The organism is Allorhodopirellula heiligendammensis, assembly GCF_007860105.1.
In the GTDB taxonomy this organism is placed as follows: Bacteria; Planctomycetota; Planctomycetia; order Pirellulales; family Pirellulaceae; genus Rhodopirellula; species Rhodopirellula heiligendammensis.
In genome coordinates this window covers 1-14,558 of the sequence record NZ_SJPU01000008.1, presented here as the reverse complement: position 1 = coordinate 14,558, position 14,558 = coordinate 1, and the positions used below count along the sequence as shown (strand labels likewise).

General features: G+C 54.2%; 12 protein-coding genes and 1 pseudogene. 8 read left to right on the top strand and 5 right to left on the bottom strand.

Going from position 1 to position 14,558, the window contains the following annotated elements; genetic code table 11:
* Positions 1-129 precede the first annotated feature (129 nt).
* The 5 genes from Poly21_RS25675 to Poly21_RS25655 all read right to left on the bottom strand — a co-directional run bounded on the left by Poly21_RS25675 (position 130) and on the right by Poly21_RS25655 (position 6,166).
* Complete coding sequence (locus tag Poly21_RS25675) at positions 130-2,430, bottom strand: DUF1553 domain-containing protein (RefSeq protein ID WP_302120644.1); 2,301 nt, start codon at positions 2,428-2,430, stop codon at positions 130-132.
* Positions 2,431-2,667: 237 nt separating this feature from the next.
* On the bottom strand, positions 2,668-3,498 hold the full coding sequence (locus Poly21_RS25670) for an FAD-dependent oxidoreductase (protein ID WP_146409930.1): 831 nt from the start codon (positions 3,496-3,498) through the stop codon (positions 2,668-2,670).
* Positions 3,499-3,535: 37 nt separating this feature from the next.
* The gene (gene ahr, locus Poly21_RS25665; RefSeq protein WP_146409929.1) at positions 3,536-4,543 is read right to left on the bottom strand and encodes an NADPH-dependent aldehyde reductase Ahr; all 1,008 of its coding nucleotides are present in this window, start codon (positions 4,541-4,543) and stop codon (positions 3,536-3,538) included.
* Between the two features lie 72 nt (positions 4,544-4,615).
* On the bottom strand, positions 4,616-5,140 hold the full coding sequence (locus Poly21_RS25660) for a Dps family protein (RefSeq protein WP_146409928.1): 525 nt from the start codon (positions 5,138-5,140) through the stop codon (positions 4,616-4,618).
* 54 nt (positions 5,141-5,194) lie between these two features.
* Positions 5,195-6,166: an alpha/beta hydrolase gene (locus Poly21_RS25655; protein WP_146409927.1), complete on the bottom strand. Its 972-nt coding sequence runs from the start codon at positions 6,164-6,166 to the stop codon at positions 5,195-5,197.
* A gap of 451 nt (positions 6,167-6,617) precedes the next feature.
* On the opposite strand from Poly21_RS25655, the gene Poly21_RS28395 reads away from it, so the two are divergent.
* From Poly21_RS28395 to Poly21_RS25605, 8 genes and pseudogenes are all read left to right on the top strand, one after another.
* Positions 6,618-6,890: a transposase family protein gene (locus tag Poly21_RS28395; RefSeq protein ID WP_146409926.1), complete on the top strand. Its 273-nt coding sequence runs from the start codon at positions 6,618-6,620 to the stop codon at positions 6,888-6,890.
* 12 nt (positions 6,891-6,902) lie between these two features.
* A pseudogene (locus tag Poly21_RS25640) lies at positions 6,903-7,880 on the top strand (ISL3 family transposase); the annotation flags it as partial.
* A gap of 198 nt (positions 7,881-8,078) precedes the next feature.
* On the top strand, positions 8,079-10,013 hold the full coding sequence (locus tag Poly21_RS25630) for a recombinase family protein (protein WP_146409923.1): 1,935 nt from the start codon (positions 8,079-8,081) through the stop codon (positions 10,011-10,013).
* Positions 10,014-10,517: 504 nt separating this feature from the next.
* Positions 10,518-11,087 (top strand): hypothetical protein, encoded by a 570-nt coding sequence (locus tag Poly21_RS25625; RefSeq protein ID WP_146409922.1) that lies wholly within the window; start codon positions 10,518-10,520, stop codon positions 11,085-11,087.
* A 31-nt stretch (positions 11,088-11,118) separates the two neighbouring features.
* A complete protein-coding gene (locus Poly21_RS25620) occupies positions 11,119-11,487 on the top strand; it encodes a DUF1257 domain-containing protein (RefSeq protein ID WP_146409921.1) in 369 nt (122 codons plus the stop codon).
* Positions 11,484-11,678 (top strand): DUF2997 domain-containing protein, encoded by a 195-nt coding sequence (locus Poly21_RS25615; RefSeq protein ID WP_146409920.1) that lies wholly within the window; start codon positions 11,484-11,486, stop codon positions 11,676-11,678. The genes Poly21_RS25620 and Poly21_RS25615 overlap by 4 nt, the downstream gene beginning before the upstream one ends.
* 80 nt (positions 11,679-11,758) lie before the next feature.
* Positions 11,759-12,337 carry an ATP-dependent endonuclease gene (locus tag Poly21_RS25610; protein ID WP_302120639.1) on the top strand — a complete coding sequence of 193 codons (579 nt, stop codon included), beginning with the start codon at positions 11,759-11,761 and terminating at the stop codon, positions 12,335-12,337.
* A 26-nt stretch (positions 12,338-12,363) separates the two neighbouring features.
* On the top strand, positions 12,364-13,128 hold the full coding sequence (locus Poly21_RS25605; protein ID WP_302120638.1) for a Ycf46 family AAA ATPase: 765 nt from the start codon (positions 12,364-12,366) through the stop codon (positions 13,126-13,128).
* Positions 13,129-14,558: the final 1,430 nt, after the last annotated feature.

Genomic DNA, 14,558 nt, shown 5'->3' with positions numbered 1-14,558 from the left:
ACGCTCAACGCCGTTGTCGGATCAGCGGGCTCGGCTCGTCATAGATGCAGCGGTCAATGTAATGAAGTCGATATTGAGCGAGCAGAGTTGTCAGCGCCAAAGCTAGCACCCCATCGCAAAGTAACTCTGTCAATGATTGAAAAGAAATGCGGACGAATTGATCAGTGCCCATACGAGGTCTTGGGTAGCGGTCAGTCTCGCCTGCTTTCTCTGGGACTCGCTTCGTTGGACGTTCTCACGCAGCGTGAGCAAGTCGGCGTCCACACCGGTAGTGGCGGAAAGTCGCTCTTGCGTTGCGCGTAAGGCGACAAGCTGCTTGTCTGGCGGCACGGGTTTACTAGCTGTCGCCAATTGAGCTTGCGCCATCTGAAGCCCGTCGTCCTGAGATCGCACGTAGTCAAGTAACAGTTTCGTCTGGGCTTCAGTGCGTTGCGGGGGCGATGCCAGCGAGGCAATCCCGAGCGCCTCGGTCGTGCTCAAGGGAATATCGCCCCGATGAGTCGTCAAGCTGATTCGAAAGCGTCCCAACAGGTGGTTGGCAGCTGAATGGTTTTGTGAGATGACAAAACGTAATCGAGTTTTCGAATCGGGCTCGGTCGCCAGGGCACTGGCAAACTGGAAGGTAGACCAGTGATCCCGTGACAGCATCGGCGAGACCGCCCAACCGTTCTGGTTACCTGTTTTGCCGTCGAATGCGAGATCGATGGAGAAACCCGCTTGTAGAAAGTCGGCGTTGCCTCGCGAGATTTTCACCCCAGGTAGTTTGGGCGGTGGTAGCGATTCGTCGCTGCTGGCGTGGACGGTGATTTCGGTGACGACAAAATTTCCGTTCTGCGGTAGTCCTGGACCACCGCCGGGGAGCGATTCATCAGCAAGGGCTTCGACTCGGAAACCAGTGATCTGGTGGAGTTCAGTTTCAAACTCCAGTGTGTAGGTGGCTTTCGCAGCTGTGCCGGAGGCCAAGACGCTGCGATCGGGGAGCACCGTGAGCACAACATCATCACTTGCGGAGTAGGCTTGCGGCGCGAGCGGAAACCACTCGGGCACGCCCGCTTTCGCATTTTTCGCAATCCAAGCTTCCGTGGCCGCTGGTATCGCTGCGGTCGCAGCAGCGAGGTTTTCTGTGGCTAGCGAAATTGCCGCTTTTCGCTGCTCAGCCAAGCGTACTTGCTCATCGGCAATTTCCATCTCGCGGGCGGTGATTTTCTCTTCTACATCCTGCAGCATCGCCCGGCGTGATGCTTCCCGAGTTTCAAACTCTACCGTCCACGCGGCCTCGGCGGTGGCGAGCCGGGCAGCGAGTCGTTGATGATCAGTCTCGATCTGCTGCGTCATATCGGTAAAGGCCGCCACCTCGGTGGGCGAGGGCGCACGCCCAATTGCCCGGATGAAGATCTCCTCAGCAATCGCTTGATCGGTGGGATGCTCAGCAACAATCTCCGCCAATTCATTCTGCGGATCGCTAATTGCGGACCCAATGGTAGGGCCGCTGATTAGCGCCATGACGGGGCCGAGTTGCAACTCATCGCTTCGTTCACACTCGCAGGCGGTTTCTCGCACCGGCCGTCCCAGATTAGCTAGGAAGCCGTCGGGTGATGTGACGCCCGCATCCGTGGCGGCGGCCGCTCGCGATCCTGGCGGCATGCCGGGCAATTTGCTCACTGAACCGGTCAGTGCATGTACCGTGTCAAAAATGACCTCGGCCGGTAACCTCCGCGGCGTCGCGTGCGAGTAGTTTTGTTGATCGTCCTCGTTCAGAGGATTCGTGTCGATCGCCAGCCCATAGGTTCTCGACTGGCAGATCAAACGAATCAATGCTTGCGTATCGAATCCCGAACGTACGAATTCATCGGTGAGGTAGTCAAGTAATTCTGGGTTCGTCGCGGGGTTCCCGGCGCGAATGTCATCGATCGGTTCAATCAATCCCACGCCGGTAAGGTATGCCCAGATGCGATTGACATAGCTACGAGCGAAATAGGGGTTATGCGGGTCTGTCATCCACGCGGCGAGTTGTTCACGACGCGTACTCTGAATTTCCTCGTCGCTGGTGGCATCGCTTCGCACCGTGGTCAGCGTTTCACTAGCTGCGGCGGGCTGTTCTAGGCCGGAGAGTTTGTATGGGAAAGATGGAGCGACGGATTCACCCGTGCGGGCATGTTCGATTTCGCTCGTTGCAGTGTCATCGATAATCTCAAACAGCGGCGTGGCCTGTTCAACCGCGGTACCGCCGACCTTGCGATCACCCGAGTTCGGATCGCGTTTCCGATTGACGTGTGCGAAAAACGCAGCCATTTCGAAGTATTGATCTTGGGTCCAACGCTCAAACGGATGGTCGTGACATTGATTGCAATTGAACCGGATCCCCAGAAACAACTGCGTCGTGTTTTCCATCGCCTCGGTAGGCGTCCGCAGCACCTTAAAATGGCTCATCCGACTAAAGCGTGCGCCGGGTTTGAAGTCGCGGAAGTTACGACGGATGGATAAAAAAGTGTGGACATGCCATCCTTCAAAGAGAATTCTCACATCTTCTTTGCAGGAACGTACAAGCTTGATAGCGACTGAATCGCTCAGCCCAAACCTGACGACGAGACGGCAACATGTTGACCTCCTGGGTTCAAGAAAAACCGCCAACCTACCGACGCCCATTTTCATCCTCCCGCCGAACGCTTACGTTCGTCCAGCAGCGACGAGGATGTGACTCGCATTGATTCTTCGATCACCGTCAGGCGTACAGAGATCGATACCAACGCGAAGCCCCGATCGCCCGGTGACAGATTTGATATCGACCGACGTGACAATTTCAATCCCTTCATCACGCAGCGCCAGCGAAATCTCGGATGATACGTCGTCGTCCTGATTGCTTAACAGTTGGCTGCCGTGTTGCAAGACGGTGACTTGGCTACCGAACCTTCTAAACGCTTGAGCGAATTCTAAACCGACATATCCGCCACCGACAACGACCAAGTATGCCGGGACACGATCAAGCTCGAGCAGGTCAACATGCGTCATCGGTTGTGCCTCAACCAATCCCGGCACGGCGGGAATTGTCGCATGTGTGCCAAGATTCAGAAATAGTCGATCGGCGGATATCGTGCGCGTGCCGCCATCATTCAGCTGCACTTCGAGCAGGCGTTCACCAATGAGCGTCGCATTTCCCATGACAAGCTCGGTGCCACTCGATCGAAAATTGTCGAGATGAAGTTGTATTAGACCCTCGACCATGTCTCGTTTACGCTGTCGCACCGCGACCATGTCGACCGATACATCTTGCTCTGCGATGTCAACGCCGAACGCGTTTGCGTGCCGCGTGAGGTGAGCGACTGTGGCACTCCAAATTTCATTCTTGCTTGGCAAGCAGTTGGTGTTGGGGCAAGAACCGCCAATCATTCTCCGCTCGATGACAGCGGCGGGCTCCCCACTGCGTGCCAAGTGCCAAGCGAGGAACTTACCACCTTCACCGCTTCCGATGATGACGTTTTTAATATTCTCGAGCATCATTGCTGATCCTATTTTCGGATTTGACTGGGGAAACGTTTTAAAAGTCGGCGTCTAAGACGACGCGATAGCGTGCGTTGCCGGCAGCAACATGCTCAAAAGCTTCATTGATCTTACTCATCGGAAAGTGCTCGGCTTGCGGGGCGATGTCGTGTCGCGCTGCGAATTGAAGCATGTCGGCCATACCGACAGGCGAACCGGTCGGAGATGCCCCGACACTGGCTTGCCGCATGATTAAAGGGAAAACCGAGACTGGAATTGGGTCAAGCACGGCGCCGACGACATGCATTCGTCCGTTGGGTGCGAGAGACGCGATGAGAGCATCCCAATCCAGAGGAACGTTCACGGTGACGATCAACAGGTCAAACGACTTTTCAAGCTTATGAACCGCTTGGCTATCGCGAGTCGCGACGACATGTTGAGCGCCGAAGCCACGCGCCTCGTCGAACTTACTTTCCCTGGAGGTGAACGCAGTCACATCGCAACCGTACGCGGAGGCAAACTTGACGGCCATATGTCCAAGCCCGCCGATGCCAATAACTCCCACGCGGCTCATCGGCGTGGCAAATTTCGCGATAGGATTAAATACTGTGATGCCGCCACAAAGTAGTGGCCCTGCATCGGCGATATTCAGGCCCTCAGGCAGTGGGATTGTCCAAGCCCAATGGGCCCGCACTGATTTCGCGAATCCGCCGAAGTGTCCGGCAATGGTCGGTTGAGCTTCGTTGCAGAGATGTTGGTCGCCTGACATGCATGGACGACAGTGCATGCAGCTTCCGCTATTCCAACCGATGCCGACGCGTTGGCCTACCGCTAACGCTTTGGCATGTGCTCCTAAAGCCGTAACGCGTCCAACCACTTCGTGTCCCAACACAGCAGGATAGGCCGCGATGCCCCATTCGTTTTGCCACATCGAAAGGTCGGAATGGCAAACGCCACAATGTTCAACCTCTACTTCGACTTCCTCTAGCCCCAGTGATGGCCGATTCATGGATTGCTTTTGAAACGGTGCACCAGGTTCGGCTGCGACCCATGCTTGATAGTCCATGAATTAATCTCTCTGTTAAATGGAAATTTGTTTGAAGAAGCAACTCGTCTCGTGCGTGTTGAATCGACGAAGTCAACGCGACCTCGCCGTTTCGGACAGAAACCAAGTTCGGCATTCGGTTTCGTCGATCCAGTTTTCGATCAGGCTGGCGGTCGCGACGTCGTTGTGTTCATCGCAAATTGCGTGGGTAGCACGCAACGCTTTGGAGAGTTGATGATTGTCTTCGGCTAGCTCCGACAGCATGTCCTCCGGGGCAACAATATCTTCGTCGTTGTCTTGCAGACGCTGCAGCCGTGATATGTCGCCGATAGATCTCAGTGTCGTGCCTCCAATTTTGCGAGCTCGTTCGGCGAGGTCATCTGTCATCGCGAGAATTTGTTCGGACTGTTCGTCCAGAAGCAGGTGATAGTCACGGAAGTGCGGGCCGCTCATGTGCCAATGAAAGTTCTTGGTTTTGATGTATAACGCAAAAATATCCGCCAACAGAACACGCAATTCAGCAGATACCTCTGCCACGCCAAGGGGTGAAAGGTCGGTGGGCCTTGCGAAGGCGGTATTGACGTGAGTTCGGCTGGGGTGAGTGTTCGTCGTAGACATGTCTTTTTTTATCAATGGGTGTAGGTATGACCTTGAACATTTTCCGCCAGAAGCTTATTGCAACCGACGCTTGAGTTCTTGCGCGACTTGTAGGATCGAGGCGCGAGTCGCGGGGACGTCGCTAATTGGATTCAACAGTCCCCAATCGTGGATCATGTTGCTATAGCGCGTCGCGATGACGTCAACGTCGGCGGCGTCCAACTTGCGAGCGTATTCTTCGCCTTCATCACGCAGCACGTCGTTACCACCCGTCTGCACCAACGCCGGTGGTAACCCACGAAGCTCTTCGGTCATCGCTCGCAATGGTGAAGCGTAGATTTCGATACGTTCGATGGGATCGGTCGTGTAGTTGTCCCAAAACCATTTCATCATGCTTCGCGTCAGGAAACGACCCTCAGCAAATTCGTGGTACGACTTCGTGTCGAAGTTGGCATCCGTTACGGGCCACATAAGAACTTGAAAGCGAATGTCGGGTCCGCCGCGATCCTTGGCCATCAAGGCAACCACCGCAGCCATGTTGCCGCCGACGCTGTTACCAACGACCGCCATTCGACTGCCGTTAACATGAATCTTTTGACCATGCTTTGAAACCCACTTTGTTGCGGCATAGGCTTGATTGATGGCAATTGGGTATCGAGCTTCCGGCGAAGGCGTGTAGTTCACGAACACGGCGGCGATGCCAGAGAGCCACACAAGATCACGCACCAAGCGTTCATGAGTAGGGAAATCGCCGAGCACCCAGCCCCCGCCATGAAAGAACATAAATACTGGCACTGTCTTGACTTCACCGGCCGGGCGAACAATGGTCAGTTCAATTTTTTGGCCATCCTGCGTGATTGACAACTTAGATACGTGTGCGGGCGGCACATCAACTTGGACGGATGTTTGCAATCCGGCTAGCACGTCGCGGGCATTGGCCGGCGACAACTCCTCGAGCGGTTTTCCATCGGCGGAGTTAAGCATTCTCAGAAATGCGCGAACGCGATGATCGATGGCCATGTCGTGAGTAGGCTCGATGATTTGCATAGTCGTTCCCCAAAGGAAGATTTCGCTGACTTGTCAGATACCTCGTTCAACTAAGCGTAAGTACTGGACTAGCTGACCATCGGAACGTCGCTTCGCTTGGTCCGGCCTGCTTTGCTCATGCCGAGACCTAGTTGGATTTGGCAGTGACCAACACAGGCGATTTGCGAAACGCGATGCTGAAACGATTCCAACCATTGATGGCGACAATGGCGAGCGTCAAATTGGTTAGCTCGGCCTCCGACAACTGTTCAATTGCTCGGGCATAGACGTCATCGGCGACGTGGGACTTAGAAACGAGTGTGACCGCTTCCGTCCATTGGAATTGCCCACGAAAAGTGGCTCATCCGACTGACGGGTGCGCGAGGCTCCGGGCGATCGAGAATGTGGCGTATGGAAGAAAAAGCGTGGATATGCGATCTTTCGAGGAGATTTCTCATGTCTTCTTTGAGAAATGCACATGTCCACCACCTTGTTTTATCAGTCCTTTGGCATCCGTGGCTACCAGCAGACGCGGATTGAGTTCTCCAAAGGCGTCACACGATTTCATGTCCCGCCACGCGGAAAGACGATTTGCTGTCCATCGTGCGATAGCCGAAACGTGATCCGTCGAAGACTCAGGCAACGGGAATTTCGAGCTTCTCCGATCGGCCTAAAACGGACCGTAGTCGTCGCCTCCTTACCTCGCGTGCAGTGCCATGATTGCGGGGCCGTTCGCCAAATCTAAACTGACTTTGCCGACGCCCGCCGAAGCTACACCAAGGGCTGGGGGACATACGCATTGCAGCTCACTCGCAGCATGACAATCAAAGACGTTGCCGATCTTCTCGGTCTCACATGGGACGTGATCAGGGAAATCAAAAAAGACGATCTCAGGCGACGATTCGCCAATCCTTCCCTGAATGACGTACGGCGAATCGCCATCGATGAGATCTGCATTGGCAAAGGTCACCGCTACGTGACGCTAGTGATGGACCTGGACAGCGGTGCGATTATCTTCGTGGGAGAAGGCAAATCGGCCGGTTCGCTAGTACCTTTTCGAAAACGACGGGGCCGTCGGCGGCATCGCATCGAAGCAGTTGCGATGGACATGTCCAGCGCCTACATCCTTGCGGTGCGTGGGAACCTTCCTAACGCCGATATCGTGTTTGACCGCTTCCATGTCGTGAAATTAATGAACGAGAAGTTGACCACACTCCGTCGGCAACTCTTCCAGAAAGCGACCGCCGCTGAAAAGTCGGTGCTCAAGGGGAGTCAGTGGCTGCTGCTGAAGAATCCCGAGAACCTACGTGCAGATCGCAACGAGGAAGCACACCTGGCCGCGGCATTGGAACTCAACGAGCCGCTAGCCACGGCGTATCATCTCAAGGAGGAGCTGCGAATGTTTTGGAGGTATACGTTTCGCTGGCCGGCCCAGTTGTTCCTGCGGTTTTGGTGTGAGCGAGCGATAGCGACCGGACTGGCCCCCCTAAAAACAATGGCAAAGACGTTGATGCGGCTTGAAGAGGGACTGATGAACTACTTTAGGCATCGGATATAATCCGGGCCGATGGAGGGCACCAACAGCAAAATCAAGACTGTCCAAAGGCAATCCTGCGGTATCCGCGACCGTGAGTATTTTGAGCTCACGCTCTACTCGCTCCATCCAACAAAGTACGCTTTCAGTCGTATGAGCCAAAAAAAAGCCACTTACCGACTGGCGGCAAGTGGCTTTTAAGCGGAGGACACGGGACTCTAAAATCTGCTTGCCGTAAGTGATTGCCGAACAAGCACTTGCAGCTGCAAAGTGTTCCGTGTCAACGACTTGCGATTTTTCGTTTGTTGTCAGCTGTAGTCACGTGTTCTCACCCGTAGGCAGGTTCTTTGGCACAGTGTGCCAAGATTGGATTGCCGGGTCTCATTGAGTGAGACTGTTATGAGTGACTACATAAACCCGGCCCTTCGACCGCGACGCGGAACGACATTGAAGGTGCTAACCATTGAGCGAATCAGTACCGAGCACCAAGACGAACGAGCCCTCGATGATCAACGGGCGAAGTCGAAACGCCTCGTTTCCGACCATTACGATGGCGAGATTGACTGGAAGAGTATTGCTAGCCGCGGTAGCGGCGAGGTCATCGACCGCGACTCTTACCGCGAGATGGAGGATTTGATCGATTCGGGTTGGCCCGATTTGATCGTCGTTGAAGACCTTGGCCGTATTTGCCGCCGGCTTGACGCTCTTCGAATTTGCGAACTCTGTGAAGACTTCGAAACGAGGTTGATCGCCATCAACGACCACGTCGATACGTTCAAGTCTGATTGGAAGACGTCAGCGATGTTTTCCACGCTGCACCACGAGCGGCACAACCAGGATACCTCCGATCGAATTAAGCGGACCTTTCGTAATCGATTCTCGGAAGGCTCGATTTTGGTTGTCTTGCCATACGGCTATGTTCGCGCTGAAGGAGCCAAGACCGACAACGATCTTTCGAAAGACCCAGATGCAGAGAAGGTTTACAATCGCTGGTTCGAGATGCTTGACGACGGAGCCTCCTATTCTGAAGTCGCTGATTGGCTCAACGACCAGGGGGTCCCAACGGGGCCTGGGTGCCGCTTAAACACTTGGTCAACCGCTATGGTTTCTCGAATCACTCATAATACGATTTTAAAGGGTTCTCGGCGGTGGAATCGCCGCGTATCAAAGCGAAACAATCGGACCGGTAAGCGGCGTTCGGTGACGGCGGCAGAAAAGGATCATTTGACGCGACATTGTGAGCATTTAGCGTTCATCGAACCGATTCGGTACGACCGGATTTTGCGGAAGATCGATCGCAAGAATGCCAAGTATCGTCGTGGAAAGCAGCATGCAAAGGACAAACGTGAGGGCATGCCCCGCTCACGCACGGTCTGGCCGGGACAGAGCATGTACTGCGGAATTTGCGGTCGCGTTCTGTATTACGGTGCTCATGGCCAGCCTCAGAATCTGATGTGCAAGGGAGCGATCGAATACAAATGCTGGAACGGAGCGAGTGCAAATGGCCGGGATACCTCTCGGCGGATTTGTGAATCGGTCATAGAACTGGTTAAAGAACTTCCAGAGTTTGACGAAGTGCTGATGAATGAAGTCCGAAACCAAGTTCAGCAGTTAAACGAAAATGCAGGAGGACGTCTTCAAGAAATACGTCGTGATCTAGATCGTGTCGAGCGGGAAATAGATAACGTTCTCAATTTTATTCGCTCCGGCAGTGGGTCTCGTTTGCTGAAGGTCGAATTGAATCGGCTTGAAAATCGCCAAGCTGACTTAGCGGATGAACTCCGGTCGCTGCAAGACTCGTCGCAGAGCAACATCGTGGTGCCCTCTGTCGATGATATTCGATCACGGGCTATCGATATTTTCAAATCGAGCCTTCCAGATCCACAGTTTGGCCGCCTTATGAATCAGTTCATCGAAGACCTTGTCGTTCTCCCGGTTCAATTGATCGATGGTGGCAAAGTCGGCCTGCGAGCCACTTTCACAGTTAACTTGCTTTCTCTGATCGAAGGCGAACCACTGTCGAAGATGCTCGACGTCGATGTGATGAAGCACCACCGGACAGTCGACCTCTTTGAAGTACCTCAACGAGTCAAGTTTATGGCCGAAGTTGCCCGGCAGAGTAAACTGAACGGCGAATCCGGACCTGAGCTGACCGAACGTGAGATTGCGGAGCGTCTCAAGATCACGCAGCCTGCGGTGCAGCGCGCAAAGCGTCTCTATCGCGAAATGCGTCAACGTGGACTCGACGATCCATATCAGGTTCTGACGGCCCCGCCAGCGGAAGGCAAGCTACGCCGACATTTACATCCTCGCTATCGATTTGACCCACTTTAGCAGGCGAGGAGACCTTCCAACCCGTTTCATATCTTATGCCCCGCTGGTCATTGGCCGCGGGGTTTTTCATGCGCTAACACGGAAACACGATGAAAGACCGAGCAAAAACTGCATTACGGGATCGTGGATCGATCCTTCGCAAACTCTTGCGTTTGGTGGCTCGGCGAATTGCCGAGGAGATCGCTGCCAAATCAGATGCCAGCAAGACCAAGAGCGAAGTTACCAGATAATGCGTGGCATATTCCATGAATGGCCGCTTCTTGTTTGGGCGTCGCCGATGGACCCAAATTGACGCCCAAAACGCGTCATATGTAGAGCCAAATCAATCAGCATCCTCAATTTATCTTACTCTTTACCATGGAAAGGAGGGGCCTATCGCTTACATGTTCATGGTGGTTATTAGCGGCGCATTGCTAGTTGCTGTGCTCGCCTTGGCCCGAGAGCGTCGACTGCGACTCGGCCTGCAAGCCATTTTGAATCGAATTCTAGAACAATGGAGACAACATGCCAAAACTGAAGACGGTCTTGGTCGTGGCCATCGTCACCCTCGCCGCAGGCGGATGTCGGGACGACGAAAACAGACGACTCGCCGAAATGGCGGAAAGGAGTCTTGAGCGGCAAGCTCAGCAGGAAATTCGCAACACGGAGTTGCAGCGTCACATCGCTGAAGGAACCAAGCGGCTCGTCGAATTCGATGCCGTCGCACGCGAGGACATGATCGGTCTGCATCGCGATGTGCAGTTGGAACGATCTGAACTCGGGAGGCAACGAGACTTGCTGGAGCATGACCGCCGTGATGTTGCCAACTCAAGAAATCGAGCGCCGGTGATTGCCGAAGCGATCAAAGCCGTTGGTTTGATGTTTGCATGTGCCGTTCCGCTGTTAATCGCTTGGCAAGTTCTACGCCGCAGTGACCAGGCTGATGAGAACATGGCAATTGCCGAACTTCTGCTCGCAGAAATCAATTCTCCGACTCCAAAGCTGTTCACGATTCATGACAGCACTGATCGCGACAGGTCCAAAGAACTTCCACGGATTGGCGACAGACCGACAGGTCAAAGCGATCGCAACTAGTTCATTCAATTATTTCCACAAAGGAGAATCTATGTCACACGTTGTGACGATCGAGACACAGGTGCGTGATCCAGAGGCATTGCGGTCATCGTGCCGTCGACTTGGCCTTGACGCACCGATGCATCAAACCATCAAGCTATTCAGCGCCGAGGCAACTGGATATTGCGTCCAGCTCCCACGCTGGCGATACCCCGTCGTCTGCGATACCGACAGCGGCACTGTTCACTACGACAACTACGGAGGTCATTGGGGTGAACAGGCTCAACTGGACAAGCTGATCCAGCGGTATGCGGTTGAAAAATCGGTTTTGGAAGCTCGCAAGCAGGGGCACTCCGTGACTGAACAATCACTGGCTGACGGATCAATCAAGCTCACCGTCCAAGTTGGAGGTGCCAGTTGAAAACGTTCAACATTGTCATCTCTCCGACCGGTGCGACCAAGATCGAAACGATTGGTTTTACTGGCGGTGAATGCCGCGAAGCTACTCAATTCCTCGAAACCGCTCTGGGCAAACGACAGTCCGAAAGACTCACAACCGAATTCTATTCGGCTCAGTCCAGCGCCAACACCGAAACACAAAAGGAGAGATAATCGACATATCTAGCGAAAGCTTAAACGATGCAAGAATCCAAACAGCAGATCGCGTTGGTCTGCTGTTGGTCGTCGAGGGAATGAATGACATCGAGTTTTTGCGTCGCATCAGCCTGATGCTTCATGCCACCGACTGTCAGCTACCAAATTTGGCGGAGATGGAGCGGCGGGGTGAACTCATTTTCGTTCCATTCGGGGGCGGTCATGTTCGAGCGTGGGTCAATCGCTTTGCTCCGCTCGGTCGTCCCGAATTCCATCTTTACGATCACGAGCTGTCTCCCGAGACCGATCTCCGCAGGCAAGCTGCGGACTCGGTCAACAATCGTGAAGGATGCCGGGCGGTCATCACCCGGAAACGGTGTCTTGAAAACTACCTGCATCCTCGAGCGATATTTGCGGCGGGACAGATCACCGTGCAATTTGACGACTTCGATCGCGTTGCGGAACTGACTGCCCGCGAACTCTACCGCCAGCGTCCTGGCGAGACCGCATGGCTACTGCAGGCCAAACGTTCGCAAAGCCGAATGGCGAATCGAGCGAAACGTTGGCTCAACACAGTTGCCGTTGAACACATGACGCCCAGCTTGCTGGCCGAGCGTGACCCAGAGGGAGAAATCACGTCTTGGATGTTGGCGATCAATGACCTGCTGGCATCCTGAATTTCACTTTAAAACAAGGAGAATCTATGAAACTATCCGATCGATTGGAGGAATTGGTGAAAGCCTGTTTCACCGGCATCTGGATCGAAAGTCACGAGCATGACGACGCGTTACTCGAAATCAGCCAGCTTTGTCGTGAGCACGAGTGGCGGCTAGTGAGCTGGGACATCGACCAGGGTTTGCGAGTGAGCGGAAGTCCGCTCGGTGATGATGATGGGTCAAATGATCCTTTGTCCGCAATTCGCTCGATGCGTTCATTCGCTGGCGATGACACGCCGTCGATCGTCGTATTGACGAATTTCCATCGCTTCCTCAGTTCCGCCGAAATCATGCAGGCGTTGGCGCGTCAGATCGTTGACGGCAAGTCAACTCGAACGATCTTCGTCATCCTATCGCCGGTGGTCCAGATCCCAACGGAACTCGAAAAGCTATTCATCGTCATCGACCATCCGTTGCCGACCCGGGAACAACTCAAGGAAATTGCCGAAGGCATCGCCACCGAAGAGGGTGAACTCCCCGGCGCCGAACGACTTGAAACCGTGCTCGCTGCGGCGATGGGGCTGACTCGATTGGAAGCCGAGAATGCATTCGGATTGAGTCTGGTTCGCGACTCGGTGATCCTGCCGGAATCGGTCTGGGAACTGAAGGCAAGCATGCTCAAAAAGTCGGGCCTGCTGCAACTCTACAAGAGCAGCGACGACTTCACATCGCTGGGTGGGCTTTCCCCACCATCGTTTGCTGATCGTGATTTTCTCATCCATATACAATTGGGCCATGGCTACATGAGCTAATCTCGCTCCGCCTCCGCTGAGCACAGCGATCTGCTGTGGCGATAACTCCGCTACATCGATCGGCGTCGTTGACGTTGACTCCGGGCTGTTGTCATTGGACTGAGACAAACGGCTGGCAGCCGTGAAGGCCAACGTACCGATTGCGAATGCAAAGTAGAAAACCAGAAAACCACCGCCTCCCAAATGGAACGGTGGAACTGGCCAGCCGCCTGCGCCGTGGCATCCTGGTAAGATCAACAGAAACAACATCGTCGCAACGGCGATGGCGGTCACCACGGTTTGAAATCGGGGGATCACCCATGATTGCCCGGTGTTGACCCATCGCCACTCACCCGCATGTGCGAAGCGTTGTTTGACCGATGGCCAGATATCCGTCGGGGCCGGGTGTCCAAACAGTCTTTTGTAACTCGCGAGTGTCTCGGCATACCAGTCGCGATATTTCAGTCCTTCGTGTGTCCCGCCGCTGGTCGGTTCGTGATGCAGCGGTTGGCCGAGCACTTCGGGGCAGAAGCGTTCCCAGTAAGATCGCGAGTAGGTGAGGTGGAGATGCCAGGCTTGATCGACATGCTCAGGCGGCGTGACAGGATGCCCGGCGGCAACCGCCATGACGCAGAACCGTTTATATTCGTTGGTCACGCGTCGCGAATACGCCACCGTCCAGCCATTCTCGCGGGCTAAACGAGCCTCAAATGGCAAGGCTTTCTCGCCCGGATCAATCTCAAAATCTTCCACCCGTCGGATCAGTTCAACTACCGATTCCATTACATACTCCTGAGAAGTCGCAATTTTGATTGCCCCTGTTGGACGAGGCAGCTTTTCGTCCTGGTCGGGGCACTGTGCAGGAATTTTAGCGGAAGTCGCCAAGACATTCAGTAGTCCGATATCGAAGGCCGAAACTCTTGGCGAGTTCTGCTAGGATAAGAAAACCAACTTTGAAACGAACTCCCATGTCACCGAACATCAGATAGAAAAAAGTGGCCGGAACCTTTCTGTGATTGTCTGACAATCGGTACTTGAAGACCAGCATCCATCAGGAACCTGGTTTCGCCAAGCAGTAACCCTGGCCGATTCCTAAGGCTCTAAACCGCGCGAACGATCGCCCCTGGGCAGCAAATGGGCGTTCCGGGGCGATCTCGAAGTCGTTATTGAACCGTGTTCTCGATATAGACGACTGCTAATTACGAGACAATCGAATCGGCTGAGGTTGGACAAACCGAGGTGGCGAACCAATTCGCCAAATTGCGCTCGGTGTTTCAGACCGACGCCAGATTCGGACGCTCGTAAGCTGTTCCGGTGGCCGACTCGAATGGCACGTAGTTTTCGCTAACTCTTTTCCCTGAAACGACATATACAAGAAAGGCCTCACTTGCTTAGATGGGTTTACCACAACTTCATCTTCGGCAAGGAGGCCTTTGCGATGGGCAGTTTGA